Annotated in this window: 24 protein-coding genes; 9 read left to right on the top strand and 15 right to left on the bottom strand. The window is 65.2% G+C overall.

What is annotated here, in order from left to right:
- The first annotated feature begins 24 nt into the window (after nt 1-24).
- Nucleotides 25-1,002, top strand: a complete 978-nt coding sequence (locus K9F62_07080; GenBank protein UJX42424.1) for a hypothetical protein — start codon at nt 25-27, stop codon at nt 1,000-1,002.
- A 54-nt stretch (nt 1,003-1,056) separates the two neighbouring features.
- On the opposite strand, the gene K9F62_07075 is transcribed toward K9F62_07080, so the two are convergent.
- Complete coding sequence (locus tag K9F62_07075) at nt 1,057-1,446, bottom strand: VOC family protein (protein UJX42423.1); 390 nt, start codon at nt 1,444-1,446, stop codon at nt 1,057-1,059.
- Between the two features lie 13 nt (nt 1,447-1,459).
- Complete coding sequence (locus K9F62_07070) at nt 1,460-1,834, bottom strand: hypothetical protein (protein ID UJX42422.1); 375 nt, start codon at nt 1,832-1,834, stop codon at nt 1,460-1,462.
- A 308-nt stretch (nt 1,835-2,142) separates the two neighbouring features.
- On the opposite strand from K9F62_07070, the gene K9F62_07065 reads away from it, so the two are divergent.
- Nucleotides 2,143-3,975 carry a SulP family inorganic anion transporter gene (locus K9F62_07065; GenBank protein ID UJX42421.1) on the top strand — a complete coding sequence of 611 codons (1,833 nt, stop codon included), beginning with the start codon at nt 2,143-2,145 and terminating at the stop codon, nt 3,973-3,975.
- A 153-nt stretch (nt 3,976-4,128) separates the two neighbouring features.
- Here the strand turns inward: K9F62_07065 and K9F62_07060 are convergent, their stop codons facing one another.
- The 5 genes from K9F62_07060 to K9F62_07040 all read right to left on the bottom strand — a co-directional run bounded on the left by K9F62_07060 (nt 4,129) and on the right by K9F62_07040 (nt 10,214).
- Nucleotides 4,129-4,578 (bottom strand): transcriptional repressor, encoded by a 450-nt coding sequence (locus tag K9F62_07060; GenBank protein UJX42420.1) that lies wholly within the window; start codon nt 4,576-4,578, stop codon nt 4,129-4,131.
- A gap of 276 nt (nt 4,579-4,854) precedes the next feature.
- Entirely contained in the window at nt 4,855-6,966 is a 2,112-nt protein-coding gene (locus K9F62_07055; GenBank protein ID UJX42419.1) for a chemotaxis protein CheA, read from the bottom strand.
- A 37-nt stretch (nt 6,967-7,003) separates the two neighbouring features.
- The gene (locus K9F62_07050; protein UJX42418.1) at nt 7,004-8,155 is read right to left on the bottom strand and encodes an Hpt domain-containing protein; all 1,152 of its coding nucleotides are present in this window, start codon (nt 8,153-8,155) and stop codon (nt 7,004-7,006) included.
- A gap of 122 nt (nt 8,156-8,277) precedes the next feature.
- Nucleotides 8,278-9,057: an ATP-binding protein gene (locus K9F62_07045; GenBank protein ID UJX43162.1), complete on the bottom strand. Its 780-nt coding sequence runs from the start codon at nt 9,055-9,057 to the stop codon at nt 8,278-8,280.
- Between the two features lie 5 nt (nt 9,058-9,062).
- Nucleotides 9,063-10,214: a fused response regulator/phosphatase gene (locus K9F62_07040; protein UJX42417.1), complete on the bottom strand. Its 1,152-nt coding sequence runs from the start codon at nt 10,212-10,214 to the stop codon at nt 9,063-9,065.
- Nucleotides 10,215-10,505: 291 nt separating this feature from the next.
- Here K9F62_07040 and K9F62_07035 point away from each other — a divergent pair, with 291 nt between their 5' ends.
- The gene (locus K9F62_07035; protein ID UJX43161.1) at nt 10,506-10,970 is read left to right on the top strand and encodes a hypothetical protein; all 465 of its coding nucleotides are present in this window, start codon (nt 10,506-10,508) and stop codon (nt 10,968-10,970) included.
- A gap of 693 nt (nt 10,971-11,663) precedes the next feature.
- Nucleotides 11,664-13,319, top strand: coding sequence for a GTPase HflX (hflX, locus tag K9F62_07030; protein UJX43160.1), 1,656 nt, complete (start codon nt 11,664-11,666; stop codon nt 13,317-13,319).
- On the opposite strand, the gene K9F62_07025 is transcribed toward hflX, so the two are convergent.
- From K9F62_07025 to K9F62_07015, 3 genes are all read right to left on the bottom strand, one after another.
- Nucleotides 13,314-14,516 carry an amidohydrolase family protein gene (locus K9F62_07025; GenBank protein ID UJX42416.1) on the bottom strand — a complete coding sequence of 401 codons (1,203 nt, stop codon included), beginning with the start codon at nt 14,514-14,516 and terminating at the stop codon, nt 13,314-13,316. The two genes, hflX and K9F62_07025, sit on opposite strands and share 6 nt — an antisense overlap.
- A gap of 90 nt (nt 14,517-14,606) precedes the next feature.
- Complete coding sequence (locus K9F62_07020; protein UJX42415.1) at nt 14,607-15,944, bottom strand: DUF1835 domain-containing protein; 1,338 nt, start codon at nt 15,942-15,944, stop codon at nt 14,607-14,609.
- Nucleotides 15,945-16,197: 253 nt separating this feature from the next.
- Nucleotides 16,198-17,022 carry an alpha/beta fold hydrolase gene (locus tag K9F62_07015; GenBank protein UJX42414.1) on the bottom strand — a complete coding sequence of 275 codons (825 nt, stop codon included), beginning with the start codon at nt 17,020-17,022 and terminating at the stop codon, nt 16,198-16,200.
- A gap of 35 nt (nt 17,023-17,057) precedes the next feature.
- On the opposite strand from K9F62_07015, the gene K9F62_07010 reads away from it, so the two are divergent.
- The 3 genes from K9F62_07010 to K9F62_07000 all read left to right on the top strand — a co-directional run bounded on the left by K9F62_07010 (nt 17,058) and on the right by K9F62_07000 (nt 19,194).
- The gene (locus K9F62_07010; protein UJX42413.1) at nt 17,058-17,768 is read left to right on the top strand and encodes an AzlC family ABC transporter permease; all 711 of its coding nucleotides are present in this window, start codon (nt 17,058-17,060) and stop codon (nt 17,766-17,768) included.
- The gene (locus K9F62_07005) at nt 17,753-18,076 is read left to right on the top strand and encodes an AzlD domain-containing protein (protein ID UJX42412.1); all 324 of its coding nucleotides are present in this window, start codon (nt 17,753-17,755) and stop codon (nt 18,074-18,076) included. The genes K9F62_07010 and K9F62_07005 overlap by 16 nt, the downstream gene beginning before the upstream one ends.
- Nucleotides 18,077-18,243: 167 nt before the next feature.
- The gene (locus K9F62_07000; GenBank protein UJX43159.1) at nt 18,244-19,194 is read left to right on the top strand and encodes an IS1595 family transposase; all 951 of its coding nucleotides are present in this window, start codon (nt 18,244-18,246) and stop codon (nt 19,192-19,194) included.
- A gap of 135 nt (nt 19,195-19,329) precedes the next feature.
- Here K9F62_07000 and K9F62_06995 read toward each other — a convergent pair whose 3' ends face one another.
- From K9F62_06995 to K9F62_06975, 5 genes are all read right to left on the bottom strand, one after another.
- Nucleotides 19,330-20,580: a (Fe-S)-binding protein gene (locus K9F62_06995; GenBank protein UJX42411.1), complete on the bottom strand. Its 1,251-nt coding sequence runs from the start codon at nt 20,578-20,580 to the stop codon at nt 19,330-19,332.
- A gap of 2 nt (nt 20,581-20,582) precedes the next feature.
- The gene (locus tag K9F62_06990; protein ID UJX42410.1) at nt 20,583-21,290 is read right to left on the bottom strand and encodes a respiratory nitrate reductase subunit gamma; all 708 of its coding nucleotides are present in this window, start codon (nt 21,288-21,290) and stop codon (nt 20,583-20,585) included.
- A 60-nt stretch (nt 21,291-21,350) separates the two neighbouring features.
- Nucleotides 21,351-21,590 carry a sulfurtransferase TusA family protein gene (locus tag K9F62_06985; GenBank protein UJX42409.1) on the bottom strand — a complete coding sequence of 80 codons (240 nt, stop codon included), beginning with the start codon at nt 21,588-21,590 and terminating at the stop codon, nt 21,351-21,353.
- Between the two features lie 40 nt (nt 21,591-21,630).
- Nucleotides 21,631-22,179, bottom strand: a complete 549-nt coding sequence (locus K9F62_06980) for a DsrE/DsrF/DrsH-like family protein (GenBank protein ID UJX42408.1) — start codon at nt 22,177-22,179, stop codon at nt 21,631-21,633.
- Nucleotides 22,180-22,378: 199 nt separating this feature from the next.
- Nucleotides 22,379-22,858 (bottom strand): MarR family winged helix-turn-helix transcriptional regulator, encoded by a 480-nt coding sequence (locus K9F62_06975; GenBank protein UJX42407.1) that lies wholly within the window; start codon nt 22,856-22,858, stop codon nt 22,379-22,381.
- Between the two features lie 841 nt (nt 22,859-23,699).
- Between K9F62_06975 and K9F62_06970 the strand changes: the two genes are divergently transcribed.
- Nucleotides 23,700-25,301, top strand: coding sequence for an efflux transporter outer membrane subunit (locus K9F62_06970; protein UJX42406.1), 1,602 nt, complete (start codon nt 23,700-23,702; stop codon nt 25,299-25,301).
- 32 nt (nt 25,302-25,333) lie between these two features.
- Nucleotides 25,334-26,533, top strand: a complete 1,200-nt coding sequence (locus tag K9F62_06965) for an efflux RND transporter periplasmic adaptor subunit (protein UJX42405.1) — start codon at nt 25,334-25,336, stop codon at nt 26,531-26,533.
- The last annotated feature ends 3 nt before the right edge of the window (nt 26,534-26,536 follow it).

Below are 26,536 nucleotides of genomic sequence, written 5' to 3'. Positions count from 1 at the left end.
CGGCGGGGGGAAGGAGACGTTTCCATGGCCCACATCCTGGTGACCCTGACCACCCCCCACGCCAACCGCCCGTTTCTGGACGAAATGGCCGCCCCGTATGGCGGCTATGCGAATCTTGCCGGCGTGCCCGAGGCCGACCGAACCGCCGCCGTGGCCAGCGCCAAGGTGGTGCTGTCGTTTAAGCCCTTCAAGGAAATGGGGACCGCCCTGGCCGCCCTGCACCCGGGCCAGTTGCTCCAGATCCTTTCGGCCGGCCTCGACGACCTGCCGTTCGACAGGATTCCGGATGGCGTGACCGTGGCCGGCAATTCCGGGGCCTTTGCCCGGCCCATGGCCGAGCACGCCCTGGCCATGGTGCTGTGCCTGGCCAAGCGACTGCGCGAGGAAGACGCGGCCATGCGGCGCGGGGAATTCAACCAGATGGTCCCCAACCTGCTTTTGTCCGGCAAAAAGGCGGCCGTGCTCGGATTCGGCGGCGCGGGCAAGGCCGTGGCCAGACTGCTTGCCGCTTTGGGCATGGAAATTTACGCCCTCAACACCTCGGGCAAGACCGACGAGCCCGTGGCCTACGTCGGCACCCGCGACAACCTGCGAACCATCCTCGAAGGGGCGCAGGTCGTGGTGCTCACCCTGCCCTATTCCCGGCTGACCCACGAGATGATCGGCGCGCGGGAGCTGGCCCTGCTTGCCCCGGACGCCATCCTGGTCAACGTGGCCCGGGGCGAGATCATCGACCAGAAGGCGCTCTACGAGCACCTGCGCGACCATCCGGCGTTTCGGGCCGGCATCGAGTCCTGGTGGGTGGAGCCGTTGCGCCACGGCCGCTTCGAGGTGGAATATCCCCTGCTGACCCTGCCGAATCTGCTGGCCAGCCCGCACAACTCCTTCGACGTGGCCGAATGGCCGCGCCTAAGCTACGAAGCGGCCTTCGCCAACATCGGGCGCTATCTGCGCGGCGAGGCGATCACCGGGCTTATGCGCCCGCAGTTGCACAGGATATAAAGAGGAGTTCCGGACGCCCGCCCCACGGAAAGGCGTCCGGGGCGACGACCGGGCCTATCTGGCGGCGATTTCCACCAGATTGCCGTCAGGGTCTCGGCAATACACGGAGCGGGCCGGTCCGGCGGCCACATCACGGTCCACCGGCCCGCACTCCACGGCCACGCCATGCGCCCGCAGGCGGGAGGCCACGGTTTCGGCGTCCAGGCCAGTCAAAAAACAGACATCGGCCGATCCCGGCGCGGGATGCCCGGCCCGGGGGAGGATGGTCCCCTGCGCCGGGTGCAGATTGATCTTTTGCCCGCCGAAATGGAGCGAAACGCGGCCCTCGGGCGTGCGGCGCACCCGCATGCCGAGCACGTCGCGGTAAAAGGCGATCGATCGCGCCAGATCGGCCACGGTGAGTACGAGGTGATCGAGACCCGTAACGGGCACGGCCTCGGGCATGACGAAGACCTCCCTATGCCGTGGCGGAAAACATGCCGGAGGTTGGCGTCTGCGGCGCATTGGCGGCGGCCTGGTAGCCGGCCAGGGCCAGACGGCGGCTTATGGCGTTCGTCGGCCCGGAACTTGCATCGGATTGACTTGGCGTATCGGCCAGCCGGGCGGTTGTGGCGGCCGCGTCCAGGGCGTCGGCGAACGACGTCTGGGCCGAGGCCCCGGTCAGGTCGAATTCGTAGTCCGTGGCCGCGTAGCTGACGCGAAACGGACCAAAGGAAACCGTGGCCTCGCGGTTGATGACCTTGCCGCCGACCTTGGGCGTGGACGCGACAAAACGCGTGGCTTCACGCTGGTAGGCCGAACTGGCGCTGGCGACGGCTTGGATGGCGGCCATGGGGGTCTCCGGGCGTGGCGTCACGCCGCCACAGGGACACGAGCGTGCCTGCCCTCGCGGTCCCGGGCATCGGGAACCGGCTCCATCCGTGGAGAGGTCTTCATTTCATATACGCACCCAGGTCGTCCTGGCAAGGGTGTCGGAATTCCGTCAGCCCATTCCCCCCGGCGACATACGCGCGCCGGCCTTTCCCCGCACCGGGTTCGCCACGATTGCGAAACGAGGCCTTGTTCCAAAAAGCCCACAGGTTGACCTGCACCGACGCCGGGGTATTGTCATGACAATCGTCTTTTTCGGAGCACGTCGTCATGGAACAATGCGAACTTCCCCGCCGCAAAACCCGCAGCGACCGCATCAAGGCCACCCTGCCCCATATCCTGCCGTTTCTGTCCTGGTGGCCCCTGGTCAACCGCCGCACGGCGCGCGCCGACCTGTGGGCGGGGCTTACCGGCGCGGTGATCGTGCTGCCCCAGGGCGTGGCCTTTGCCGCCATTGCCGGGCTGCCGCCGGTCTACGGCCTGTACGCGGCCATGGTGCCGGTGGTCGTGGCCGCGCTTTTCGGCTCCTCGTTCCACCTCATCTCCGGCCCCACCACCACCGCCTCCCTGGTCATCTTCGCCAACGTCAGCCAGTTGGCCGCGCCGGGAAGCCCCGACTACCTGAACCTCGTGCTGGCGCTGACGCTCCTGGCCGGCATCTTCAAGCTGGGCCTGGGCCTGGCCCGGCTCGGCGGGGTGGTCAATTTCGTCTCCCACTCCGTGGTCACGGGGTTCATGGCCGGGGCGGCCATCCTCATCGCCACCAGCCAGCTCGGCCATTTCTGCGGCCTGACCCTGCCCCGGGGCGGCTCGTTCCTGGACACCTGGATCGGGCTCATAAGCCGCCTGCCGGACGTCAATCCGCGCGTGCTGTGCATCGGCGTGACCACGCTTTTCTGCGCCGTGGCCATCCGCAAACTAAACCCCAAGGCCCCGGCCCTGCTTCTGGCCATGGTCATCGGCAGCCTGGTTTCCATGGCCATCGGCGGCCCGGCCCACGGCGTGACGCTTGTCGGCGCGCTGCCCGCCTCGCTGCCCCCCTTGTCCCTGCCGCGCTTCGACCTGGACACGCTACGCATCCTGGTCCCCGGCGCGGTGGCCGTCGGCATGCTGGGGCTGGCCGAGGCCGTGTCCATCGCCCGGGCCGTGGCCACCCGCTCCAACCAGCACATCGACAACAGCCAGGAATTCATCGGCCAGGGCCTGGCCAACGTCGTGGGCAGCTTTTTTTCGGCCTACGCCACCTCGGGCTCGTTCACCCGCACGGGCGTCAACTTCGACGCCGGAGCCAAAACGCCGCTGGCCGCCGTGTTCTCGGCCGTGTTCCTGGCCGCCATCGTACTGCTCATCGCCCCGCTCTCGGCCGCCCTGCCCATCGCCTCCATGGCCGGCGTCATCCTGGTCGTGGCCGCCGGGCTCATCAACATCCCGGCCATCCGCCACATCGTGAAAACGGACAAGGGCGAGGCCGGAGTGCTTCTGGCCACGCTGCTGGCCACGCTGTTCACAGAGCTCCAATTCGCCATCTACGCCGGCGTGATCCTGTCGCTCCTGCTCTACCTGCGCCGCACCAGCCACCCCCACTTCATCACCCTGGCCCCGGACCCAGATTCGCCCCACCGCGCGCTGGTCAACGTGCACCGCCGCCCCCTGCCCGAGTGCCCGCAACTCAAGATCCTGCGCCTGGACGGCTCGATCTTTTTCGGCGCGGTCAACCACATCGCCGAGGAACTGCACCGCATCGCCGAGAAAAGCCCGGAACAATGCCACATCCTCATCCTCGGCTCGGGCATCAACTTCATCGATGCCGGCGGCTGCCACATGCTGTTTCACGAGGCCGGGACCATGCGGCTCTCGGGACGGGAAATCTTTTTCTGCTCGCTCAAGTCGGAAGTGCTGGAGCTGCTGCGACGCGGCGGCTGCCTGGCCCGCATCGGGCCGCAGAATGTCTTTCGCGACAAATCCACGGCCATCGCCGGCATCATCGCGCGCCTGGACCCCGAACGCTGCGCCTGCTGCCACACCCGGGTCTTCGCCGAATGCGCCGCCCGCCCGGGGGGAGAAGAGGAGGAGAGGGAAACTACCGGGGGGAAACCTTTCTGAAGAAAGGTTTCCCCCCGGGCCCCCCTTCCAAAGACGTCTAACGGTTCCGGAGCGTTATCGTTGCCGCAGCCGTAACCGGTAAAAGTTTTGGGGAGGGGAGAGCGCGAGAGGGGAACACTTTTTTCAAAAAGGGTTCCCCTCTCGCATTGTCCGCTAGCTGTTCCCGGCGGCCTTCTTCTGGCAGTCCGGGCAGATGCCGTAGAGGTAGAGCTTGTGGGCGGTGAGCTTGAAGCCGTGGCGGCGGGCGACTTCTTCCTGGAGGCGCTCGATGGACGGGTCCACCACCTCCACGTTGATGCCGCAGGATTCGCAGATGAGATGGTCGTGGTGGCTCTGGCCGTACAGGATCTCGTACCGCATGGCCCCGTCGCCGAATTCCACGGCCTTGGCCAGCCCCGAATCGGCCAAAAGCTTGAGCGTGCGGTAGACCGTGGCCTGGCCGATGCCGTCGTATTCCCGCTTGACCTTCTGGTAGAGCTCCTCGGAGGTCACATGACCCTCCTCGGACAGAAAGACTTCGAGAATCCTGCGCCGCTGGGGCGTCATTTTAAGCTTCTGGCGGGCGATGAAGTCCGCGAATTTGGCGTAGGGGTCTTTGATCATGCCTGGGCTCTGGGTAAAAGATACACGAATATAGCCGCCTGACGCCTTCGGGTCAATGCAGGGAGCGGGAAGAGCCGGGGACAACCGGGGGGAAACCTTTCTTGCAGAAAGGTTCTCCCCCCGGTCCCCCTTTCCAAAGACTCTTAATAATTGCAGAGTGTTATCGTTACCCTCTCCATAATCGTTAAAAGTTTTGGGGAGGGGAGAGCGCGAGAGGGGAACACTTTTTTCAAAAAGGGTTCCCCTCTCGCACCCTCCTGCCCTTCTCCCCTCCCCCTAAGCCACGGCGCGTTTGACCGTGGCCACGAGCGTCGGCACGTCAAGGATCAGGGACATGGTGCCGTCGCCGTTTATGGTGGCCCCGGAAATGCCGGCCACCGACCCGATGTAGTTGCCGAGGCTTTTGATGACCGTCTGTTGCTGGCCCATGACCTCGTCCACGGCGATGCCGGTCCGTTCGCCCTCGAAGCGGGTGACCACGACCTGTTCGATGGCCGGGGCGTTGCCGGCCAGTTCGAAGGCCTCGCGCAGCCGGATGTAGGGCACGATCTCGCCGCGCAGATGGATGGTGCGGCCGCGTCCGGCGGCTTCCGCGTTTTCGCGCGGCAGCTCCACGCACTCCTCCACCAGCGACAGCGGGATGATGTACTGGTCCTCGCCGGCCTTGATCTGCAACCCGTCGATGATGGCCAGGGTCAGCGGCAGCTTGATGGTGATGCGCGAGCCCTTGCCGAGCTCGCTGTGGATGTCGATCTTGCCCCGCAGCGCGTCCATGCTGCGTTTGACCACGTCCATGCCCACGCCCCGGCCCGAGACGTTGGTGATCTTTTCCGCCGTGGAGAACCCGGGCAGAAAGACGAGGTTGTAGATCTCCGCCTCGGTCAGGCGCGCCTCCGGGGACACGAGCCCTTTTTCCTCGGCCTTGGCCCGTATGCGGGCCGGGTCCATGCCCCGGCCGTCGTCGATGATCGACAGCACCACCTCGCCCCCGGCGTGCTCGGCCGCAAGCACGATGGACCCGGTTTCGGACTTGCCGGCGGCCAGCCGTTCGCCGGGCGCCTCGATGCCGTGGTCGATGCTGTTGCGCAAAAGATGCACCAGGGGATCGTTGAGTTGCTCGATGACGGTCTTGTCGAGTTCCGTTTCGCCGCCCTCGGTGACCAGCTCGATGGATTTGTGCATTTCCGCGGACAGGTCGCGCACCAGCCGGCGGAAACGGCTGAAGGTGGTGCCGATGGGCAGCATGCGGATGCCGAGCGTGTTGTCGCGCAGTTCGTTGGACAGCCGCTCGATTTCCTCGGCCACGCTGGTCAGCGCCGGCTGGGCCAGCCCCGAGGCCAGCTGGGTGAGCCGCGCCTGGGCGATGACCAGTTCGCCGACCAGATTGACCAGGTCGTCGAGCTTGGCCGCGTCCACGCGAAGGCTCTGCATGACTTCCTTTTTCGCGGCCACGGGACGCTTGCCCTCAGGCTTGGCCTCAGGCTTGGCCTCGGGCTTGGCGGCGGGGACGACAGGGGAAGGCCCGGCCGGGGAAACGGCCGGCGGCGCGGCTTCCGCCACGGGCTTGGCCTCGGGCTCGGGGGCCGGGATCTCGGGCCATTCCAGGACATCCGAGGCCGCGGTCGCCTCGGATGGCTCGCAGGGCGCAATCACCACGTCGGCGGGGTTTTCCAGATAAAAAAACGTGTCGCGCAGGGCCTCGGCGTCCGGCACGGCGCCGGTATCCGCCGTCAGGATCACTTCGAAGCGCAAGGTGCAATCCTCCGGCGCCAGCGCCTCGAGATCGGGCACCCCCGTCAGGTCGCAGCGCACCGAGGCCTCGCCCATGCCCCGCAGGGTGTCGAGCAGGGCCAGGGGATCGGCCTTGGCCAGATGGCCGGGGTCGGACGGGGCAAGGCGGATGCGCCAGGATCGTTTCTGCGTCACGACCGCCCCCGACGCGGCCGGCGCGGCCGGCGCGGCGTCCGGGACGACCGGGGCCTCCGTCGCCGGGGCGTCGTCCGGCATATCCACCGAGCGCAGCAGCGCCTTGAGCCGGGCGGCAAGCTCCGGGTCCTCGCCGCCGACCGGGCCGTCCTCGCCGCCGAGCATGGTCGTGAACCGGTCCTTGGCCAGAAACGCCGCGTCGAGCAGGTCCTTACCCACCCGCCGCCAGCCCTCGCGCACCTGGGAAAAAAGCGACTCCAGATCGTGGGCCAGGACGACCACGCCGGAGATGCCGAACATGTCGCAGGCGCCCTTGAGCGTGTGCACGGCCCGGAATATCCGGTCGACAAGGTCCTTGTCCCCGGGGGTCTTTTCCAGCTCCAGCAGCGCCCCGTCGAGTTCGGCCAGGTTTTCCTGCACTTCCTCGGCAAAAAGGGCGCGCATCTCGTCGTTGCCTACCATCCGTGTCTGTCCTCCGTAGCGGACGTTGGCGCGACCGTCAGGACGCGAAAAAAAGCTTTCCGGGCACTCCCGCCTCGGCCAGGGATTCCGGCGTCAGGCCGGCCCGGGCGGCCGTGGCGGCGAGGGCCCTGGGCGGCGCGGCGTCATGGGCCAGCGACAGGTTCCGGGCGGCGAAACTCTTGCCGGCCGCGACCAGGACCTGGAGAAACGCCAGGTCGATCTCCCCGGGATCGTGCCACACGAGGGTCGTTTTCGCGCCCCGGGCCAGCGCTGCGACAAGCGCCTCCCTGGCGCTCCCGGCCTCGGCCGGGGCATCGGCCGGAAGCGAAAGCGTGGCCGCAGCGCCCGTTACCGCAAGCTCCCAGGGGCCGAAGGTCTCGCGGACCGCTGCCGCATTGCCGCCCGTAGCGGCCGCCTCGGTCAGCGCGGCCACGTCCAGGGGATGGATGCGGTCGCCCTCCAGGGCGAAGAGATACCCCACGATATCGGGTTCGACGATGGAGGCGAAAAGCACGTAAAAGGGGATACGGTTGACCGGCGGGGCGTCCAGGTCGCCCACGGCGGCCAGCTCCATGCGGCAGTCGACGATCAGCCCGCTCGACTCCATGGTGTTGATGACGTCGAGGGGCGTCTTGCCCCTGGCCTGGACGTCGTGGATGAGGTCGTACTCCACGAGGTACAGGTTCTTGCCGCCGGCGGTGGCCTGGCGCAGGCTGAGCTGGTCCTCGGTAAAAACGACCGTGCCCCCGGGCAGGGCGATGGGGATGGCGGCGGCGGCCTCGGCCCGGGCCTCGGAGGGCAGGTGCTCGGTCGTCAGCCCGGACAGGTCGGCCAGCATGCCGGAGATGTCCTCGGCGTCGCTTTCGGCGGCGTTCTCCACCAGTCCGAGCAGCCGGTCGAAGCCGGCCAGCAGGCAGTTGATGACCCTGGTGTCGGGCACCATTTCGCGGCTGCGCACCATGTGCAGGATGTTTTCCAGCTTGTGGGCAAGGTCGCGGGTGTTGTTGAGGTTTAAAAAGCTCGCCCCGCCCTTGATGGAATGGGCGGCCCGGAAAACCTTGTTGACGAGCTCCTCGTCGATGTCCGCCCCGCCGCGCTCCATGTCCATGAGCGCCAATTCGATGTCGGCCAGGTGTTCGCGGGTATCCTCCACGAACATGGCCATGATTTCGTCGTCCACTGCGTCCACGGCTGCCTCGCTTCCGGCCGGCGTCGTGTCCTCGACGTCCGGAAATCCCTGTTATTCGGAAAAGGTGTATAAAGACATGATTGGCATTATCGCATAATACCGCTCGCGTCTTCAAGGACGCGTCACGAGGAGGCTTCGATCTGGAAATGCTTGTCCAACCGCATGGTGCGCAAAAGCGCCGCCAGATCGGGATTGACGTTGCGAAGGACCAGCCGGCCGCCTTTTTTGCCGAGCGTGTTGTGTACGGCGATAAGAAGGCCGATGCCCACGGAATCGATCAGTTCCACCTTGGCCAGGTCGATGACGAGGCCGCCGGGATGTTCCTGCAGGACCTCCTTGAGTCTGGCGCGAAGCGCGTCGGCCACGGAGGCGACGATGTCTCCCGCCGGGGAGAGAACAGCCTTGCCGTCCTCGATGCGAATGTCGTCCATAGTGATGCTCCGCTGGATGTTCTCCCCCGCTTCCGGGGGGACGGCCGGACCGTGCAGACCGGGAACGGCCTTGGTCAGTGTTACGGCATTGCCGGCGGCGTTGTAGCGCACGTCGTCGGCGTAGAGGGTGAGGATGGTGAGTCCCCGGCCGCTGGTGGCCTCGGGCGGCGCCATGCTGGCCAACCCGGAACGCCAGTCGAAGCCCGGCCCCTGGTCGGTGACGACAAGGGTCAGTCGCCCTTCGCTGGCCCGGGCCTCGAGATCCACCTGGCGCGTGGGGTCGCTTCGGTTGCCGTGGACCACGGCGTTTAAAAGCGCTTCGCGCAACAGCAGCTTGACGTCGAAAAGGCTCCCGCTGGCGTTCTGGCCGGCCACGAACCGTACCGTCTCGGCCACGGCCCGGTCGAGCAGGGGCAAGGTGGCCGCAAAGCGGATGCGCATGCCGCCGGGGAAGGACTCCATCTCGAACATGGCCGTCACACCTCGATCCCCATGAAAACCATGTCGTCGGCCGGCCGGCCGGCGTCCAGGATACCCCGCATCACCGTGTCCACGGCCGTTTCGAGGGGCTGGCCGGCAACGGCGACGCAAGCGGCCAGGAGATCGGCCAGGCCCTGCTCGCGCGCCTTGGCCCCCGGGCCGAACCGTTCGATCAATCCGTCGGTGTAAAGATAGATCCGGTCCCCGGCCGCGACCCGCCGCTCGACCCGGCCGAACTGCACGGTGGCGAAGGCCCCGAGCACGTCGCCGTCGGCGGCCAGCAGGCTGGCCTGGCTCCCGCCGGCCGGGACCAGGATGGGGGGTGGATGGCCGCCGTTTACCAGGGTGAGCTTACCGCGGACGCGGTTGAGGCAGACCAGGGCGGCGGTGAGGTGCTTGCCGTCGCGCAGCAGCGAGGCCAGCACGCTGTTGATGTTTTTGAGCGTCTCCACCGGGGTGAACAGCGGCCCCGTGTTCTGGCGCAACAGGACCTTGAGCGACGAGGTGACGAACGACGCGCCGAGGTCATGGCCCGCGATGTCGGCCACGAAATACCCCATGACCGTGGCCGTCCAGGGAAACACGTCGTAGAAGTCGCCGCCCGCCTCCAGCGCCGGCACGTAGCGCACGGCGAACCGGGCCTCGGGCAGGTCGCCCGGGGCCACCAGGATGGCCTGCTGGGCGTCGCGGATCTGGGCCAGCTTGGCCGCCTGCTGGGCGAGCAGGGCCCGCATGCCCTGGCGCAGCCGGATGTGGACCTTCACCCGGGCCAGGACCTCCTCCCGCGCAAAAGGCTTGGGCACGTAGTCCACGGCCCCCATGCGCAGGCCCTTGACCTTGTTGTCCACGTCGTCGAGGCCCGAGATGAAAATAATGGGAATGTCGGCGGTGGCCGGATCGGCGGTGAGCTTGCCGCACGTTTCAAAGCCCGATTCGCCGGGCATCATGATGTCGAGGATGATGAGGTCGGGCTGTTCCCGGCTGGCGATCTCCCGGCCTTTTGGGCCACTGTCGGCCCGAAGCGGCTCGAAGCCGGCCTCGCGCAGCATCCAGGACAACGTCTCGAGGTTTATGGCCTCGTCGTCGACGATGAGGATGCGCGGCGGACGGGATTTGTCGCCCTCGCGGCCTGTGGTGGGATATTCCATGCTGCCGGCCGGGGTTGCCGGGCGTCCGGAGGTCGCGGCACGCCGGGGTTCGGGAAACGCGTTGCATTCGGCACAGGCTGTCAGTATGACGTTTTCCGAAGCGCTTGACAACGCGGCCGTACGTAATTTTTCCATATGCGACCCCGCTGGAAAAGGCTTCGGAGACGCATGCGGAATAACGTGTTGCTTTTTCAAAACGGTTCGACGCGCCACAACGAGGCCGTGTCGGCAACTCGGATCACCCCGGTCCTGCACCAGCTACGCCGGGGCCGGACGGGCATGGGACCAAGCATGGGACATTTTATCGCCAATATGTCGGAATACATAAAGAAACGCTACCAGGAGATCGGTGTGCCGATCCTCTGGCTCATCAGCCTCATGCCGGGCGTCATCGTCTCGATCCGCAAGGGCGACCCCTGGCACGCCACCATCGTGGTCATGGTCATCCAGCTTTTGGCCTCGTTCGGCTCCATCACCCTCTTCGGCGTGGTGGCCCAGATCATCTGCTACAAATACATCGAATCCGTGGAAGTGCACGACCGGATGATGGACGGACTCTTTTTCGGCTTCCACGGCGGCATGATCATCTGGATCTGCTACGGATTTTTCCACATCCTCTTCGGCCGCAAGATCATCGGCAACGTCAACGACCTGGTGTCCATCTTCGGCATCAGCTGCATCGGCAGCTGTATCCTCGGCATCGCCATCGGCTTTCTGGTCGGCAAGCTGCGCGACGGCAACGCGACGATTGTTTAAGAGAGAGAAGAGAGAAGAGGGAAGAGAAGATGCCTCCGGCGGCCAGGGGGAAACTTTTTGAAAAAAGTTTCCCCCTGGACCCCCTTCAAAAACTTTCACCAGGGGGCATCCCTTAAAATACGTGAGTATTTTAAGGGAAAAGAGTATTCAAATGCGTTGTCCTCCAACGATGGACGCGCGTTCTTTGAGGACGACATACAGAAGAGTTGCGGCTGTCCGAGGCTAGCGCCTGTCCGGGGAAAACTCGTTCCCGGAGACGGGACGGGTAACCCCGAAGGTCGCCTGGGACGCGCCGCGTGACGCCATCGCTCCCGCGCATGGGTGGGGTGCGCGCGTCATCCGCGCCCCCCGGCTGGCGCTCAACGTGATGCCATCGCTCCCGCGCATGGGGCGGGTGGGGACGCTGGTGGCTGCAAAGAATCGAAAACGGCCATCGCTCCCGCGCCTGGATTGGGTGCGCGTGTCATCCGCGCCCCCCGGCTGGCGCTCAACGTGATGCCATCGCTCCCGCGCATGGGTCGGGTGACCAGGGCCGGCGGGGGGCTGCGGGGAAGGCGAAGGCGTATTCTTCAAATATGCGCCGCGCGCCTGCACCGCAGCCCCCCCGCCGGCCAACCAACCAACATTTTTCCAAAGGGGATCATCATCGCCGCCAAGGTCCAAGGCAACACCGTCGGCCTCAAGCCCAGCCAGATGCGGGCGCTGGAGCGCCTGGGCACCCGCCGCTACCCGTCCGTGGGCGGCTACACCCCGGACCAGGCCCGGGAGCTGGCCGCCATCGCCTATGGCATCGGCCGGCAGGTGGGGCTGCTCCTCGACCGCAAGGGCCGGCCGGCGCTGATCCTGGTCGGCACGCCCAAGGGCATCCTCATCCCGGAACTCGACCGCGCCCGCCTCGGCGCCGGACGTCTGCGCGGCCTGCGCCTGCTCCACGTGCATCTGACGGAGGAGGGCCTCACCGAAGAGGACCTGACGGACATGCTCTTCTTGCGCCTGGACAGCGTGGCCGCCCTGACCGTCAACCAGCTCGCCCAGCCGGTGAAGCTCCACATCGCCCATCTGCTGCCGCCCGGAGCCGGGGACGCGCCCTACGACATCCTGCCGCCCCTGCCCTTCGACAAGGTGGAGGAGGATTTCAACGCCCTGGCCACGGCCCTGGAAGAGGAACTGGCCCGCGAGGGCGGAAAGCTCGCCGCTCCGGGCACGGCTCCGTCCGGTCGGGAGAAGGCGGTGCTGGTCAGCGTCGCCAGCAGCCCGCGCCCCGTCCAGGAAGCCTCGCTTGACGAGCTGGCCGCCCTGGCCGACACGGCCGGCCTGGATGTGGCCGAGACCGTGGTGCAGCGGGTGGCGACGGTCAATCCGAAATTCATCCTGGGCAAGGGCAAACTGGCCGAAATCGAGGTGGCGGCGCTGCGCTACGGCGCTTCGCTGCTCGTCTTCGACGGCGAGCTGTCCCCGTCCCAGATCCGCAACCTCACCGAGGTGACCCAGCTGCGGGTCATCGACCGCACCCAGCTGATCCTGGACATTTTCGCCCAGCACGCGGCCACGCGTTCGGGCAAGCTGCAAGTGGAGATGGCCCAGCTCAAATACCTGCAACCGCGCCTGGTGCGCCAGGACAGGGCCATGTCGCGGCTCATGGGCGGCATCGGCGGCCGGGGCCCGGGCGAAACCAAGCTCGAGGTGGACCGGCGGCGCATCCGCGAACGCATCGGCCGCATCAAGGACGAGCTCAAAAACCTGCGCAAGCGCCGTGCCGCGGCCCGAGCCGGCCGGGCCAGAGCGGGGCTCCCGGTGGTGTCGCTCGTGGGCTACACCAACGCCGGCAAGTCCACGTTGTTAAATACGCTCACCGGCAGCGCCGTGCTGGCCGAAAACCGGCTGTTCGCCACCCTGGACCCGACCAGCCGGCGGCTGCGCTTTCCCTGCGACCGCGAGATCATCCTGACCGACACGGTGGGATTTATCCGCGAGCTGCCCAAGGAGCTCAAGGAAGCCTTCCGGGCCACCCTGGAAGAGCTGGAAGCGGCGGACCTGCTCGTGGCCGTGGCCGACGCCTCCCACCCGGAGGTGGAAAACCAGGCCACGGCCGTGGCCGAGATCCTGCGCGAGATGGGCCTTGCCGACATCCCCCGGATTTTCGTGCTCAACAAATGGGACGCCGTGCCGGACGACCTCAAGACGACGCTCAAAAACTGCTTCCCCGAGGCCATCACGGTTTCGGCCCGCAGCCGCGAGGGGCTCGGCGACCTGACCGACGCCATCCTGTCCAAAGTGCGCCCGGGGCCGGGCGTGCGCGATTCCGGCCCCCTGCCCTCCTCCTGCGACGCCCCGGTCGAAGCCTCATAGCAGGCCGGCCAGCCAGCCGGCCGGGGCCGAGCCCTGGCCGAAGCGGCTGTCCGGGGCGTTCTTGCGCTCCCGCAGATAGGCCACATGCCGCCCGAGGGCCGTATTCGGGTCCGGTGCCGTCCCTGCCGCCGGCAGGCCTAGGAACTGGGCCGGATTCGTCATGGCGATGCGCTCGAAATCCTCGCCCAGGGCGGTCTTGAAGAAATTCCAATAGTTCCTGGCTGTTGTCGCCAGAAAAATAAGGAAGCTGTCGGTGCCGAACAGGATGTGCCTGCCCCGCGTCTCGTCGGCCAACTGTCCCTTGAGCCAGGCGACATAGGCTTCCTGCTCCTCCGGCGTGCCGAGGGGACCGGACTGGTAGGACACGTCGGCATAGACCCGGCCGGGGAACCGGTCCATCAGCGTGGTGATGAAGTCGCGCCAGGACGGATGGGTGTCGCTGGCCGCGTTGCCTTTGGTGTGGTCGCCGAAGTGGGCGAAATCGAAGCGCACGTCGTAATCCGCGATCACGTCCTGCCAGGCCATGGGCGAGCAGTAGGTGCAGTCGTAGCCCGGGCCGCAAAACCCGGCGTCGTTGCAGTGCATGATGATCGGCGCGGCGGCGTCCTGGCAGGCGCGCAGGATCTTCGGGATCATCGGGTCGGTGACCGTATAGCCAAGCGACGGGTAGAGCTTGACCCCGACGCAGCGCCCCTCGTCGAGGCCGCGTCGCAGGTAGTCCAGGGCGGCGTTGCCGCGCAGGGGATTGATCATCACGAAGGGCAAGGCCCGGCCGGGATAGCGCTCGGCCTGGGCGACCGTCTGCGTGAACTGGGTTTCGTAGAGGGCCAGTTCCTCCGGCGTGGAGTCGCCATCCACCACGTCCATCATGAGCAGCACGGCCAGGGCGTCGTCCTCCCCCGCCGCCGCCGTGGTATCGGCCATGAGCGCGTCCGTCACGTCGTCGATATCCGGCAGACAGCCCCGGCGCAAAAATTCCAGGACGGGACTGCCGGCAAGCCCCCAGGTCGCCGCGAACGCGGCCAGACGGGCTGCGGCGTCCTCGCCGAGCAGCACCGCCTTGGCCAGCCTGACCGCATCGTTGGCGGCCGCTTCGGACAGATGCCAGGCCATGAGGCGGACCTTGAGATCGGCCTCGGCCGCACGGGTCAGAAACGTCTTGAAGGTGAAGACATGGGCATGGTCGTCAACGCGCATGGAGGACCTCCTGGCTAAAGGGAAAACGACGGTTCGTCTTTCCTATACCAGGAGGTACATGAAGCCGGCGCTTTGGCAAGCCCGCGCGGGTTACAAATGCGGCTGGGGGGAGTCTGTCGTGGGCTGTCGGACGAAAACCGGCCGATGCTTGTCCTCGTCCCACCGCCAGGCGTCCGCCCCGGGCGTGATGCGGACCCCGCCGACCCATCGCTCCGGCGGCATGAGCGTCAACCAGTCTTTTTCGCCCGAAAGCACCTGCTCCCCGACCGGGGTGATCGTCAGGAGCCGGCGCTGCCAGGGTGCCGACGCCGTTTCCGGCGAAATGGCGTACGGCGGCACAAGCGCCTTTCCCATTGCTTCGACGATATGCGCGAACATGATGTCCCCAAGCCAGGGCAGGGGCTCGCGGTCCGACAAGAGACCGTGGAAGAGGTCCCCTATGGTTTGGCTGCCCTGGGCCAGGCCGGCCAGAACGAGTTCCTCGGTCAGGTCCAGGCCGTTTTTGACCGAGGGAAGTTCCCGCAAATGACGCCGCAGGGCCGGGGCAAGATCGGGCAGGACGCCGCTGCGGTCGTTCGCCAGAGCGGCGAGCCCTGTCGGGTCGGGCGCTTGCAGGGCTTCCCAGGCGTTGCGGCCGAGCGCCGTTTGTTGCGCCGATACGGGTTTTCGACCCGCCCATAAAAGCCGGAGACCTTCCGGCGGCAATTGGCCAAGGCCAAGGAAGCGGCGCGATCCGGGAAACCGGTTTGCCGAAACCAGATCCAAAAGCGGCGGTCGATGCGCCGCGAACAAGGCAAGGCAGCGGATCAAGATGAGCTGGTCGAAGCTGTCGTGCTCGAACCACAACACGACGCGTTCGTAGTCGCGGGGGGCGGCGGCGAGCCGGTCCTCCTCCCGCCTGAGCCGCGTTTCGCATTGGGCAAGGGTGACGCCGAGGTGGCTCCCGTAGCTCTGCGCCAAGAAGCGGGCCCGCTCGAGAAGCCGCTCCGGGCTGTCGGGCTCCCCGGTCACCGGGCCCTGGCAAAAGGGATTGGCGTACTCGAGGTACTCCCCGGTGAAGCCGGCTTGGCGAAGCGTCTCGGCAATGTCGCCGCCGCAACGGATATGCAGCGTTCTGGGACCGTGGTCGGGCGCGTCGCGTATGCCCATGGCCGCCCGTTCCCTTGCCATGGCGGCGAGGTGCTCTTTGAGCTGCGGCCAACCGCCGAGCCCGAGTTCGCGGGCGATCACCCGCTGGGCGTCCGCAAGCTTGAACGCTTGCACGGCGGCGAGAGGCGCTTTGCCCGCGCCGGCCAGGCACTTTGCAATGCGGGCAAGGGCAGCGGGGTCGCCACTTTTTACCGCCCGGCAAAGGTCCTTGGCGCGTTTGCGCTGTTGTTCGAGATTGAGTTGAAAAGCCTTTCGGGTCCGGTCGAGCGATTGCGGCATGGAGGACTCCCTTTTTCGTTGTCTGTGCCCGCTGCAGACAAAAAAGGGAGGGACGGATCGGGGATACGATCAGTATGTCGTGGGCGCAGCCCTTTCCGCGGACATGGATGCTCCGACAAAGCGGATCATCCGCTACCAGGGATGAACTTCTGGCGTCAAGTCGCTGCGGACACCATCGCGGACGGGGGTTGATATCTCCGGCGGTCGCCACCGGCGTTGCCGGACATCGCGCCCGCCCTTTCCCCCGCGCCTCCTAGTGCAGGCGTTCCTTGACGAAATCACGCACGTACGCCCAATATTCCGGGGTATCCACGATGTTGCCGTGGGTCGCGCCGTCGATGACGCGCACCTCCTTGGGGCCTTTCCAGGCCGCGGCCAGGCGCTCGGCATGGACGGGCGGAACAAAGGTGTCCTCGCCGGCCACGAGAAAAAGCGTGGGCGCGCGCACCTTGGCCGCGTCCGGCAACACGTCGAAGGGATATTTCATGAGCAGCCGCACCGGCGCGAAGGGGTGGGACTGCTGGCCCACGGACACCAGCGAATCGAAGGGCGTGACCAGGATCACCCCGGCCACCGGACGCCGCGCCGCCACCCAGGCGGCCAGGGCCGTGCCCAGGCTTCGGCCCATGACCAGGATGCGGGGATTGTCGCCCAACTTTTTGGCCAGGGCGTCGTACACGGCCAGGGCGTCGGACTTGAGCGCTTTTTCCGTTGCCTTTCCGGCCGAATGACCGTAGCCCCGGTAGTCCACGCCGGCCACGCCATAGGGCTGCAACTCGCTTGGCGACCACAGGAAAAACCCGGACTGCTGCTCGGCGTTGCCGCAGAAATACAGCACCGCCGGGGCCGGTCGTCCGTCACGCTCGCGGGGCAGATAATACCCCGTCAGCTTCGTGCCGTCGGCGGCCGTGACGTCGAAGGGCTGCAACCCGGCGTAGTAGCGGCCAAGTTCCTGTTCCCGGGCCGCATCGGCCGCCCGGCCGGGAAAGACCATGCCGTCCTGGGCGATGTACATGTAGACGAGGTAACTACAGTAGGCCAACCCAAGGGCCGAGACGACGATGGCAACGATTTTCATGGCGCTTGACGCTTTTCTCCCGGAAAGAGGATCGCATGTTGTATAGCGGAGAACAGGCCGGAGCCCCAGGCGCGGTATGGCGCGCGGCCTTGGGCCAAACCCTGCCCATCGCCATGGGGTACGTTCCGGTTGGTATGGCCTATGGGGTGCTCGCCGGCAAGGCCGGACTTGACGCCATAAACGTCCTGGCCATGTCGCTTCTGGTCTACGCCGGCTCGGCCCAGCTCGTGGCGGTGGGACTTTTCGCGGCCGGAGCCTCGGGGCTCTCCATCGTCATCACCACCCTGGCCGTCAATTTGCGCCACGTGCTTTTTTCGGCGGCCATGGCCCCGCTTTTATCCGGCTGGCGCAAGCGGGAACTGGCCGCCTTTTCTTTCGAACTGACCGACGAGAGCTTCGCCCTGCACGCGGCGCGCTTCGGCCGGGGCGACAAGGACAAGAAACACACCCTGGCCATCAACGTTCTGGCCCAGTCCGCCTGGGTCCTCGGCACGGCGCTGGGCGTGATCCTTGGCGACGCGCTTGGCGACGGCCGGGCCTTTGCCCTGGACTTCGCGCTGCCCGGGATGTTCGTGGCGCTTCTGGCCGGCCAGCTCAAGGGGCCTTCCCATGTCGTGGCGGCCCTGACCGGAGCGGGATTTTCGCTTGTGGCCGCCCTTCACGGGGCTTCGGGATTCGGAACGCTCGCAGCCGGACTTGCCGGCGCGGCCTGCGGCACGGTGGCGGCGGCATGGACGGACAAATAGGCATCTTCTGCACCATCTGCGCCATGGCGGCGGTGACCTACGTCACGCGCGGCGCGCCGCTGCTCGTCCTCTCCGGACGCACGCTGCCGCCCTCCGTCATCCGCTTCCTCTCCCACGTGCCGGCGGCGGTGCTGGCCGCCCTGGCCGCCCCGGCGCTCTTCCTCCAGGAAAACCACCTTCAACTGGGGCTGGAAAACCTGACCCTGTGGGCGGGACTGGCCGCCCTGGCCCTGGCCATCAAGACACGCGGCTTCTTCGGCCCCGTGGCCCTCGGCATGGCCATCGTTGCTGTGGGGAGATTATTTTAGGGGGGAGGAAGGGAAGTGGAAGATGTGCGAGAGGGGGACCCTTTTTGAAAAAAGGGTCCCCCTCTCGCGCTCTCCCCTCCCAAAAACTTTCCTGCTTACACACAATCATCAGCTAATTGTCAGCGGTCATTGTTTTGTGTATTTTCTGGGGGTTGGAGGCGCTGGATCTGGCAAGAAACATTGTGCAATTCCAGAAGGGTATGAGCGAAGATGCGTTTGAGGCGCAATTCGGCACCGAGGAGAAATGCTGGGCACACCTCGTGCAATGGCGTTGGCCCGAAGGATTCGTTTGTCCAATTTGCGGCAGGGATAAGTACTCGCTGCTTATTGTTGGCAGGCGACGGCTCTTTCAGTGCTCACATTGCCGTACGCAGACTTCGGTGACCGCTGGCACAATCTTCGCTTCCACCAAAGTTCCCCTCAAGAAGTGGTTCCGCGCCATTTATCACCTCACTCAAAGTAAGGGCGGCATCTCCAGTGTCGAATTAGCCCGCAGACTTGGTGTCACGCAAACGACGGCCTGGAAAATGTCTCACAAGCTGATGCAGGTCATGCTCGAACGTGAACACCAGCAACGTCTCACCGGCCGCGTAGAGATGGACGATGCTTACCTTGGCGGTAAACGACGTGGTGGGAAACGTGGACGTGGTGCCCCAGGAAAAATTCCGTTTATTGCGGCAGTTGAAACGACAAAAAGTGGACAACCACACAAGATGAAGCTGTGCCGAGTCAAAGGTTTTCGGCGTAATGAGGTGCAGCGGGCATCTCAGAAAATCTTGCGTTCCGGGACATTGGTGGTGACGGACCGGTTGCCATGTTTTTCCGAGGTCCAGGCTGCGGGCTGTCGGCACGAACCCGTTCAAGACAGTGGCCGCAAGGCTGTGCAGGACTCAGTATTTAAGTGGGTCAACACCATGCTTGGCAATGTGAAGTCAGCATTATTGGGAACATATCGTGCCGTGAGAGGCAAACATGTGTCGCGCTATCTGGCCTCGTTCGGATATCGATTCAATCGCCGTTATGACTTGGCGACAATGCTCACGCGGTTGGCCTGGGTCTCCTTGCGGACGCCGCCCATGCCTTACAGACTGCTCAAACTGGCTGAGGATTGTGCGTAACCAGGAAAACTTTTAACGGTAACAGAGTGTTATCGCTAGGAGGCTGTCACCGTGAAGAGTCTTTGGAAAGGGGGTCCGGGGGGAGAACCTTTCTGCAAGAAAGGTTTCCCCCCGGTTCCATTCCCCAAAGGACTCTTACGGATGCACCAAAGCATCAGCCAGGAGGGAGGAGAGGAAGCGGACGTTTTTGCCCAGCCCGTAGTGTTCGTTGATGTTTTCCAGCTGGGTATGGCAGTTCTCGCAGGCCGTGACCACGGTATCGGCCCCGCTGGCCCGGATCTGGTCGGCCTTGACCTTGGAGGAGCGCATGCGGAAATCCAGCGTATCCTCGCCCATGGCCACGAGTCCGCCCCCGCCGCCGCAGCACCAGTTGTACTTGGGATCGGGCGACATCTCCCTATAATCCGTGACGATGCGGCCGAGGATGGCGCGCGGCTCGTCGTACACGCCGCCGTTGCGGGCGATCTGGCAGGGATCGTGGTAGGTGTAGCTCCCAGGGAGTTTTTTCACCTTGATGCGCCCCTGCCGCAGATAGCGCTCGTGCACCTCGGTCAGGCTGACCACGGTGAAGGGCTGGTCCCGGGCCAGCTGCTTGGCCACGCGCACGGCCGTGCCGCATTCGCAGATGCAGACTTCCTTCACCTTGAGCCGCTTGGCCTCGTTGACGATGCGGTCCAGGATCAGTTTGGTCTTGGTCGGATCGCCCACGAAGGCGCCGAAATTGACCGCCTCGAAGTAGCTTAAGCTCCAATGCTCCCCGGCGGCGTTGAAGATGGCCGCGGCCGGCACGATGGAATGGGCCCCGGCCAGGGCCACATAGAGCATGTCCGCGCCGACCACGTCGGTCGGGATGGGGGTCGTGCCGGCCTCCACCTTCCACTTGTCCACCACCTGCCCTTCCAGGCGCTTGAGCCCGGCCTGGAAGCTGTCCTTGATGGCGTCGATGTTCTCGCCCTTGGAGACCGACACGTCGGCCAGCATGCTGAGAATCTCCGGCTCGGCCTCGGCCCCGATCAGGAGCAGCTTGGCGATGGACATGATCTGCTGGGTGTCGATGCCGAAGGGACAGTAGATCATACAGCGCCGGCAGCCGGTGCAGGAATAGGCCGCCTCGCGCAGTTCCTCCAGGGCGGCGTCCGTGATTTCCTTGGCCTCGCCGAGCCCCGGCGCGAAACGGCCTTGGGCCGTGAAATAGCGCTTGTAGATGCGCCGGACCACCTCGGCCCGGTAGGCCGGAGCGTATTTCACCAGGGGCATGGAGGCGTAGGCATGGCAGGCCGGGGTGCAGATGCCGCAGCGGGAACAGGTCTCGAGGTTTAAGAGCATTTCCCGCGTCAGCTTGCTGTCGAAAAGGCCGATGAGTTTTTCGCGTACCGAGGCTTCCATGGCTAGCCCCTCCTTATGGCATTGAGCGCGAAGGTAAAAATGGCGTGCATGAGCTTGGTGAAGGGGAAGACCATGAGCAGCAGGTTGGCGAAAAAGACGTGTAGCACCAGCATGAAGGTATGGCCCGAGCCCGTGACCGTGTCCACGGAAGGATGGAAGGTGACGAGGCTCCACAGATAGGCGCGGTAATCGTCCACGCCCATGGTGCCGTAGTCGAACCAGTTCCTGGCCCAATCCATCTGGGCCCCGAAGAGCACGGTCAGGAACAGGAGCAGCAGCAGCAGGTAGTCCTCGGGCACGGACAGCTCCTTGGTCGGAGAGATCATGCGCCGGGACAGGAAATAGAGCAGGCAGACGAGCAGGGTCACGCCGATGGCCCCCTTGCCCAGGAAAATGGCGTGGGGCACGAGCTGCAACCAGCGGATGTCGGCCACGAGCTCCAGGTGGCCGAAGAACAGCAGCGCCAGCCCCAGGTGAAACAAGCCCAGGGCGACCCACAGCACGGGATTGTGCTTGAGCACCGAGGGCATGAACAGCGCGTCGTTCACGGCGTAAAACCAGGACGGGCGGCGCGTGGGGTAGATGGCCAGGGGCGCGTTGAGCCTGGGCCGACGCATGAGCCGCGCAATGCGCCAGACGAGCCCCGCCGCGAACAGGCACACGGCCGCATACACCATGGGCACCAACACGAGATAATACAATGTCTCCATGGGAGCGCATTCTCCTTGGGTCGGGCCGGGGGAACGCCCCGGCCCGTGGCGGACGGCTCGTTACTTCAGCCGCTTGATGTAGAAATTGACCTCGCTCCCGGCTTCCTCGGTCTCGAGAATCTCGTTGCCGCTGGTCTTGGCCCAGGCCGGAAAATCCGTCAGCGCGCCCGGATCGGTGGTCACGGCCTTGACCACTTCCCCCACGGCCACTTCCTTGATGCCCTTGCTGATCTTCACCACCGGCATGGGACAGGGCAGATTACGCAGATCCAGTTCCTTCTTGTATTCCATGGCGCTCATACGATGTGTCTCCTTTATTTATGCGGTTTCCCGCCGTTCGTTAGATGAAAAGCTGCACCTTGCTGCCCATGGCCTGTTCGAGGAACGTGGCCACCCCGCAGTACATGAGGTCGGGGTAGTCGATCATCTCCTCGCGCTTGAAACCCATCAGGTTCATGGACAGGTCGCAGATGCAGATCTTGACGCCCATATCCGCGGCCAGTTCGATCATTTGCGGCAGGGAGGCCACGTTCTTCTTCTTCATGAGGTCCCGCATCATCTTGGTGCCCATGCCGCCGAAGTGCATCTTGGAGAGCTTCGCGCCGGGCGCGCCCTTGGGCAGCATGGCCCCGAACATGGCCCCCATCATGTCCTTGCCCGAGGCGGACTTTTTGGGATCGCGCAAAAGCGGCGTGCCCCAGAAGGTGAAGAACATCATGACTTCCATGCCCATGGCCGCCGCGCCGGTGGCGATGATGAACGAGGCCAGTGCCTTGTCCAGGTCGCCGGAAAAAACCACCATGGAAAGCTTGTTCTCCTGGCCGCCCTGCTCCAGGCTCTCCACCCGCGCCCGCAGTTCCTCGAGTTGCGCCGTCACATCCACATCCATATTGCCTCCAAACGATCGTGCCGTGTGTTACTGCCGGTTTTGTCCGGAATATCCGGGTGCTCGCCGTTTCCGTCCGTTTGTTTCCTCGCGGGAGGAAAGCAAACATGCCATGAAAAAATTTTATCTTTTTATTTAAGCCTATTATTCTTTACAAATCGTATATTTAGTATATACTATGAAAGAATTGGACGCAAAAATCCTATTCCAAGGCCTCGCCGACGCGCTCCATGGCCGTCTTGAGTAAATCCAGGGATTGCAGCAGCATGTGCCGTCGATCCGGCTCGATGGCCCCGAGCACGGCGTCGCGCATGGCGTGCTGCACCGCCGTCACTTCCTGGCGCACCTTGCTTCCGGCCGGGGTCAGGGCCAAAAGCACCACCCGGGAATCGGCCGGATCGGGCACCTTGGCCAGCAGCTTTTTCTCCGTCAGCCCGGCCACCAGCTTGGTCACGCGGCTGCGGGCGATGCCGAGCTTCGCGGCAATGCCCTTGGCCGTCAGATAGCGCTCCTGGCCGAAAAGCATGAGGCAGCGCAACTCCGCCTGGGGGATGTCGAACTTCTCCGACAGGTAGGCGTGGGTGTCGGCGCAGCATTGGTACAGCCTGTCCAGCATCCGGCTGAACTGCCGCTTCTGCTCCCGGGATAACTCCCCTGCCTGGATGGCGCCGCGTTCGTTCATAGTGTGAATAATATGCGGCCGGCCCGGCCCTGTCAAGACATTGCAAGGAAAATGCGAGAGGGGAACCCTTTTTGAAAAAAGGGTTCCCCTCTCGCGCTCTCCCCTCCCCAAAACTTTTAACGATTACAGGCATTCTAACGTCAACACGCCGTAACCGCCAAGAGTCTTGGGAAAGGGGGTCCGGGGGGAAACCTTTCTGCAGAAAGGTTTCCCCCCGGCATCATTTTCGAAAACACTCTTCCTCATGCAACGGCTCCAATCAGCGCACGACCACGGCGGCGGGCCTTGTGCGCGGTCGTGGGCAGGGCCGCCCTGCTCCATGCGATCATCGCGTTGCACCCGGAGCGGGACCGATCATGCGGCCGATGCAGCGCGGCTCGCGGGCGATGTCGCGGGATCGGGAAATGGCATCGGATCGCCGCATATCCCGGACGCTGTGGCCCAATGCGGCGCATAGAAGGAAAATAACGCCGGCCCGCGCGGGAGGCAGCCCGCTGACGAATGGCGGTGCGGCAAGGCAGCATTCGTCGGCAACATAGTAATGAGCCGGTCGGCACGGGCACAGAAAAAGCAGTCCCACCCCTGCCCGGTCGTGGATAAAATGGCCCGGGCCGTTCCACGGCGGATTCCCTGGCGACACTTCATCGAAAGACCTGAATTTTCCATGCCCCGCCTTGACGATAACACATATACGTTGTTATCGAAATGTACCGCCAGAGCATGCCCGTATTTTTTGCCCTCCCCGAAAAACGGGGGGCCATGGAGCGGCGAGGCGGCATCCGTTCGGCGACACCGGGACATTCCAGACAACCCTGCCTTCGAGGCCATAGGTCCTGCATCGATGTACGTAACCCCCACCAGGCTCCGGCTGTGCGCGACATTTTTCCTGGCGCTCTGCCTTTGCGGCTGCATGAAGCTCGGCCCCGACTTCAAGCGCCCCGACGCAGCGGTCTACGACAGCTGGACCGAAGGCGACGCTGCCGTCAAACAGGGGCCTGCCGTGCAAAAGGAATGGTGGGACGTCTTCGGCGACCCGGAGCTGTCCAAGCTCGTCCGGACCGCCTTCGACCAGAACCTGACCCTGCGCGTGGCCGGACTGCGGGTCATCCAGGGCCGGGCCCAGCTCGGCATCGCCGTGGGGCAGCTGTATCCGCAATCCCAGGCCGCCTCCGGCAGCTACGCCTACTCCCGGGAAAGCCATCTGGGGCCCAGCTGGCCCCAGCCGAGCACCGAATCCAAGACCACCTCGCCCGACCAGATCTGGCAGAACAGCCTGGCCTTAAGCGCCGCCTGGGAGCTGGACTTCTGGGGCAAGTACCGCCGCGGCATCGAATCGGCCGACGCCGCCATGCGCGCCTCCGCCGCCGATTACGACAACGCCCTGGTGAGCCTGGCCGGCGACGTGGCCCGGACCTACCTGGATTTGCGCGTCAACCAGGCGCAGCTCAAGATCGCCCACGAAAACGTGGCCCTGGAAAAAGAAGGGCTCAAGATCGCCGAGGCCCGCTTCCGCTACGGGGCCACCAGCGAACGCGACGTGCAGCAGGCCAAGACCATGCTGCTCTCCACCGAAGCCACCATCCCGGGATTTCAAAGCGCCATCAAGAAAAACCAGCACGCCCTGTCCGTGCTGCTCGGCCTGCCCCCGGACAAGGCCCCGGAGGGCCTCGGCGACTCCAAGGGCATCCCCGCCCCGCCCTGGGAAATCGCCGTGGGCGTGCCGGCCGACCTGCTGCGCCGGCGTCCGGACGTGCGCGCGGCCGAGTACGCGGCCATGGCCCAATGCGCCCAGATCGGCGTGGCCAAGGCGGATCTTTTCCCCTCGTTCTCGCTGACCGGCAGCATCGGTTTCCTGGCCAGCAACGTCGGCGTGTTCAAGCTGTCCGACCTGCTGTCCAACAACGGCTTCACGGCCCAGTTCTCGCCCCAATTCGGCTGGAATCTTTTCAACTACGGCCGCATCATCGACAACGTGCGGGTGCAGGACGCCAAGTTCCAGGCCCTGCTCATCCAGTACCAGCAGACCGTGCTGACCGCCCTGCGCGAGGTGGAGGACGCCCTGGCCGCCTACATCGGCGCCAGCGCCCAGGTGGTGTCCCTGGCCAAGGCGGCCGATGCGGCCAAACGCTCGGCCGATCTGGCCTTTATCCAGTACAGCGAAGGCAAGACCGACTACACCACCGTGCTGGTGGCCCAGCAGCAGTTGCTCAAGCAGCAGGATGACCTCGTGCAGACGCAGGGGCAGGTCGTGATCTCCCTGGTCAGCCTCTACCGGGCCCTCGGCGGCGGCTGGCAGGTGCGCCAAGGCCTGCCCTACGTGCCCGAGGACGTGCGCCACGAGATGGAAAAGCGCACCTGGTGGGGCCGGCAGATACGGGAAGATCCGGCCAAGATCACGGACCCGAAAAAGCGCAACATCCTCTGGTACGCGCCGGATATTTAGCCACTCGTAACCAACATCGCGGCGGATTGCCCATGCTTATGCATCACAAACGGATCGTTCCGGCCCTGGTCGCCCTGGTCGCAGTCGCGGCCGCGCTTTTCGCCCTTTCCAGTTGCAAGGGCGGCAACGAGTACGTGGCGCCGCCTCCGCCCAAGGTCAAGGTGGCCCCGCCCGAGCGCCGCAAGGTCACGGAATACATGCATTTCACCGGCAATACCCAGGCCGTCAATTCCGTCGACCTGCGCGCCCGCATCGAGGGCTTCCTGGTCAAGCAGGCCTACGTGGACGGCGCGACCGTCAAAAAGGGGCAACTGCTGTTCGTGATCCAGCCCGAGCCCTACGAAGCCAAGGTCCTGGAAGCCAAGGCCGGGCTGCAAAGCCAGCTGGCCGGACTGCATCAGGCCGAAATCGAATACGTGCGGGCCAAAAACCTGCTGCGCGAAAAGGCCGGCCCGGACACGGACGTGGTCAAATGGGACGCCCAGCGCGAGCAGTACAAGGCCGGCGTGGAAAACGCCAAGGCGCAAATCGAGCTGGCCCAGATCAATTTGAGCTACACCAAGGTCACGGCCCCCTTCGACGGCCGGGTCAGCCGGCGCGACGTGGACGTGGGCAACCTGGTCGGCGGCGGGGAAAAGACCCTGCTCGCCACCATCATCAGCTACGACCCCATGTACGTCTACTTCACCCTGGGCGAGCGCGACCTGCTGCGCCTGCAGGCCAGCCGCGGCGGCAAGGCCGCTCCGGGCAAACACGTCAAGATCCCCGTCGAGATGGGACTTGGCGATTCGACCGACTATCCGTTCAAGGGCGTGCTTGATTACTACGGCCTGGGCATCGACCCCAAGACCGGCACCATCCTGCTTCGCGGCGAGCTGCCCAATCCCGACGGCGCCATCGCTCCAGGCCTTTTCGCCCGGGTGCGCATTCCGCTCATGGAGCGCGAGGCCCTGCTCGTGCCGGATACGGCCGTCGGCCAGGACCAGCTCGGCCGGTTCGTCCTGCTTTTAAACGACAAGAACGTGGTGGAACAACGCCCCGTGACCATCGGCTTTTCCGTCAATGACATGCTCGTGGTGGAAAAGGGCCTGACCGGCAACGAACGCGTCATCGTCAGCGACCTGCAACGGGTTCGGGCCGGCGGCAAGGCCGAGCCGATGCCGGACGCGCCCAAATCGCCCCAAGCCGCGCCCGAGGCGGCCAAGACGCCGCCCGCCGGGGCCAAAAAATAAGGG

Origin of the sequence: Desulfovibrio sp. JY (assembly GCA_021730285.1) — a bacterium.
Taxonomy (GTDB): Bacteria; Desulfobacterota; Desulfovibrionia; order Desulfovibrionales; family Desulfovibrionaceae; genus Solidesulfovibrio.
This window is presented reverse-complemented; position numbering and strand designations above follow the sequence as displayed.

Excerpts from the sequence above, each read along its gene's own strand:
- K9F62_07080 (UJX42424.1), top strand. The coding sequence starts at position 25 with ATGGCCCACATCCTGGTGACCCTGACCACCCCCCACGCCAACCGCCCG.
- K9F62_07075 (UJX42423.1), bottom strand. The coding sequence starts at position 1,446 with ATGCCCGAGGCCGTGCCCGTTACGGGTCTCGATCACCTCGTACTCACC.
- K9F62_07070 (UJX42422.1), bottom strand. The coding sequence starts at position 1,834 with ATGGCCGCCATCCAAGCCGTCGCCAGCGCCAGTTCGGCCTACCAGCGT.
- K9F62_07065 (UJX42421.1), top strand. The coding sequence starts at position 2,143 with ATGGAACAATGCGAACTTCCCCGCCGCAAAACCCGCAGCGACCGCATC.
- K9F62_07060 (UJX42420.1), bottom strand. The coding sequence starts at position 4,578 with ATGATCAAAGACCCCTACGCCAAATTCGCGGACTTCATCGCCCGCCAG.
- K9F62_07055 (UJX42419.1), bottom strand. The coding sequence starts at position 6,966 with ATGGTAGGCAACGACGAGATGCGCGCCCTTTTTGCCGAGGAAGTGCAG.
- K9F62_07045 (UJX43162.1), bottom strand. The coding sequence starts at position 9,057 with ATGTTCGAGATGGAGTCCTTCCCCGGCGGCATGCGCATCCGCTTTGCG.
- K9F62_07040 (UJX42417.1), bottom strand. The coding sequence starts at position 10,214 with ATGGAATATCCCACCACAGGCCGCGAGGGCGACAAATCCCGTCCGCCG.
- K9F62_07035 (UJX43161.1), top strand. The coding sequence starts at position 10,506 with ATGGGACATTTTATCGCCAATATGTCGGAATACATAAAGAAACGCTAC.
- hflX (UJX43160.1), top strand. The coding sequence starts at position 11,664 with ATGCGGGCGCTGGAGCGCCTGGGCACCCGCCGCTACCCGTCCGTGGGC.
- K9F62_07025 (UJX42416.1), bottom strand. The coding sequence starts at position 14,516 with ATGCGCGTTGACGACCATGCCCATGTCTTCACCTTCAAGACGTTTCTG.
- K9F62_07020 (UJX42415.1), bottom strand. The coding sequence starts at position 15,944 with ATGCCGCAATCGCTCGACCGGACCCGAAAGGCTTTTCAACTCAATCTC.
- K9F62_07015 (UJX42414.1), bottom strand. The coding sequence starts at position 17,022 with ATGAAAATCGTTGCCATCGTCGTCTCGGCCCTTGGGTTGGCCTACTGT.
- K9F62_07010 (UJX42413.1), top strand. The coding sequence starts at position 17,058 with ATGTTGTATAGCGGAGAACAGGCCGGAGCCCCAGGCGCGGTATGGCGC.
- K9F62_07005 (UJX42412.1), top strand. The coding sequence starts at position 17,753 with ATGGACGGACAAATAGGCATCTTCTGCACCATCTGCGCCATGGCGGCG.
- K9F62_06995 (UJX42411.1), bottom strand. The coding sequence starts at position 20,580 with ATGGAAGCCTCGGTACGCGAAAAACTCATCGGCCTTTTCGACAGCAAG.
- K9F62_06990 (UJX42410.1), bottom strand. The coding sequence starts at position 21,290 with ATGGAGACATTGTATTATCTCGTGTTGGTGCCCATGGTGTATGCGGCC.
- K9F62_06985 (UJX42409.1), bottom strand. The coding sequence starts at position 21,590 with ATGAGCGCCATGGAATACAAGAAGGAACTGGATCTGCGTAATCTGCCC.
- K9F62_06980 (UJX42408.1), bottom strand. The coding sequence starts at position 22,179 with ATGGATGTGGATGTGACGGCGCAACTCGAGGAACTGCGGGCGCGGGTG.
- K9F62_06975 (UJX42407.1), bottom strand. The coding sequence starts at position 22,858 with ATGAACGAACGCGGCGCCATCCAGGCAGGGGAGTTATCCCGGGAGCAG.
- K9F62_06970 (UJX42406.1), top strand. The coding sequence starts at position 23,700 with ATGTACGTAACCCCCACCAGGCTCCGGCTGTGCGCGACATTTTTCCTG.
- K9F62_06965 (UJX42405.1), top strand. The coding sequence starts at position 25,334 with ATGCTTATGCATCACAAACGGATCGTTCCGGCCCTGGTCGCCCTGGTC.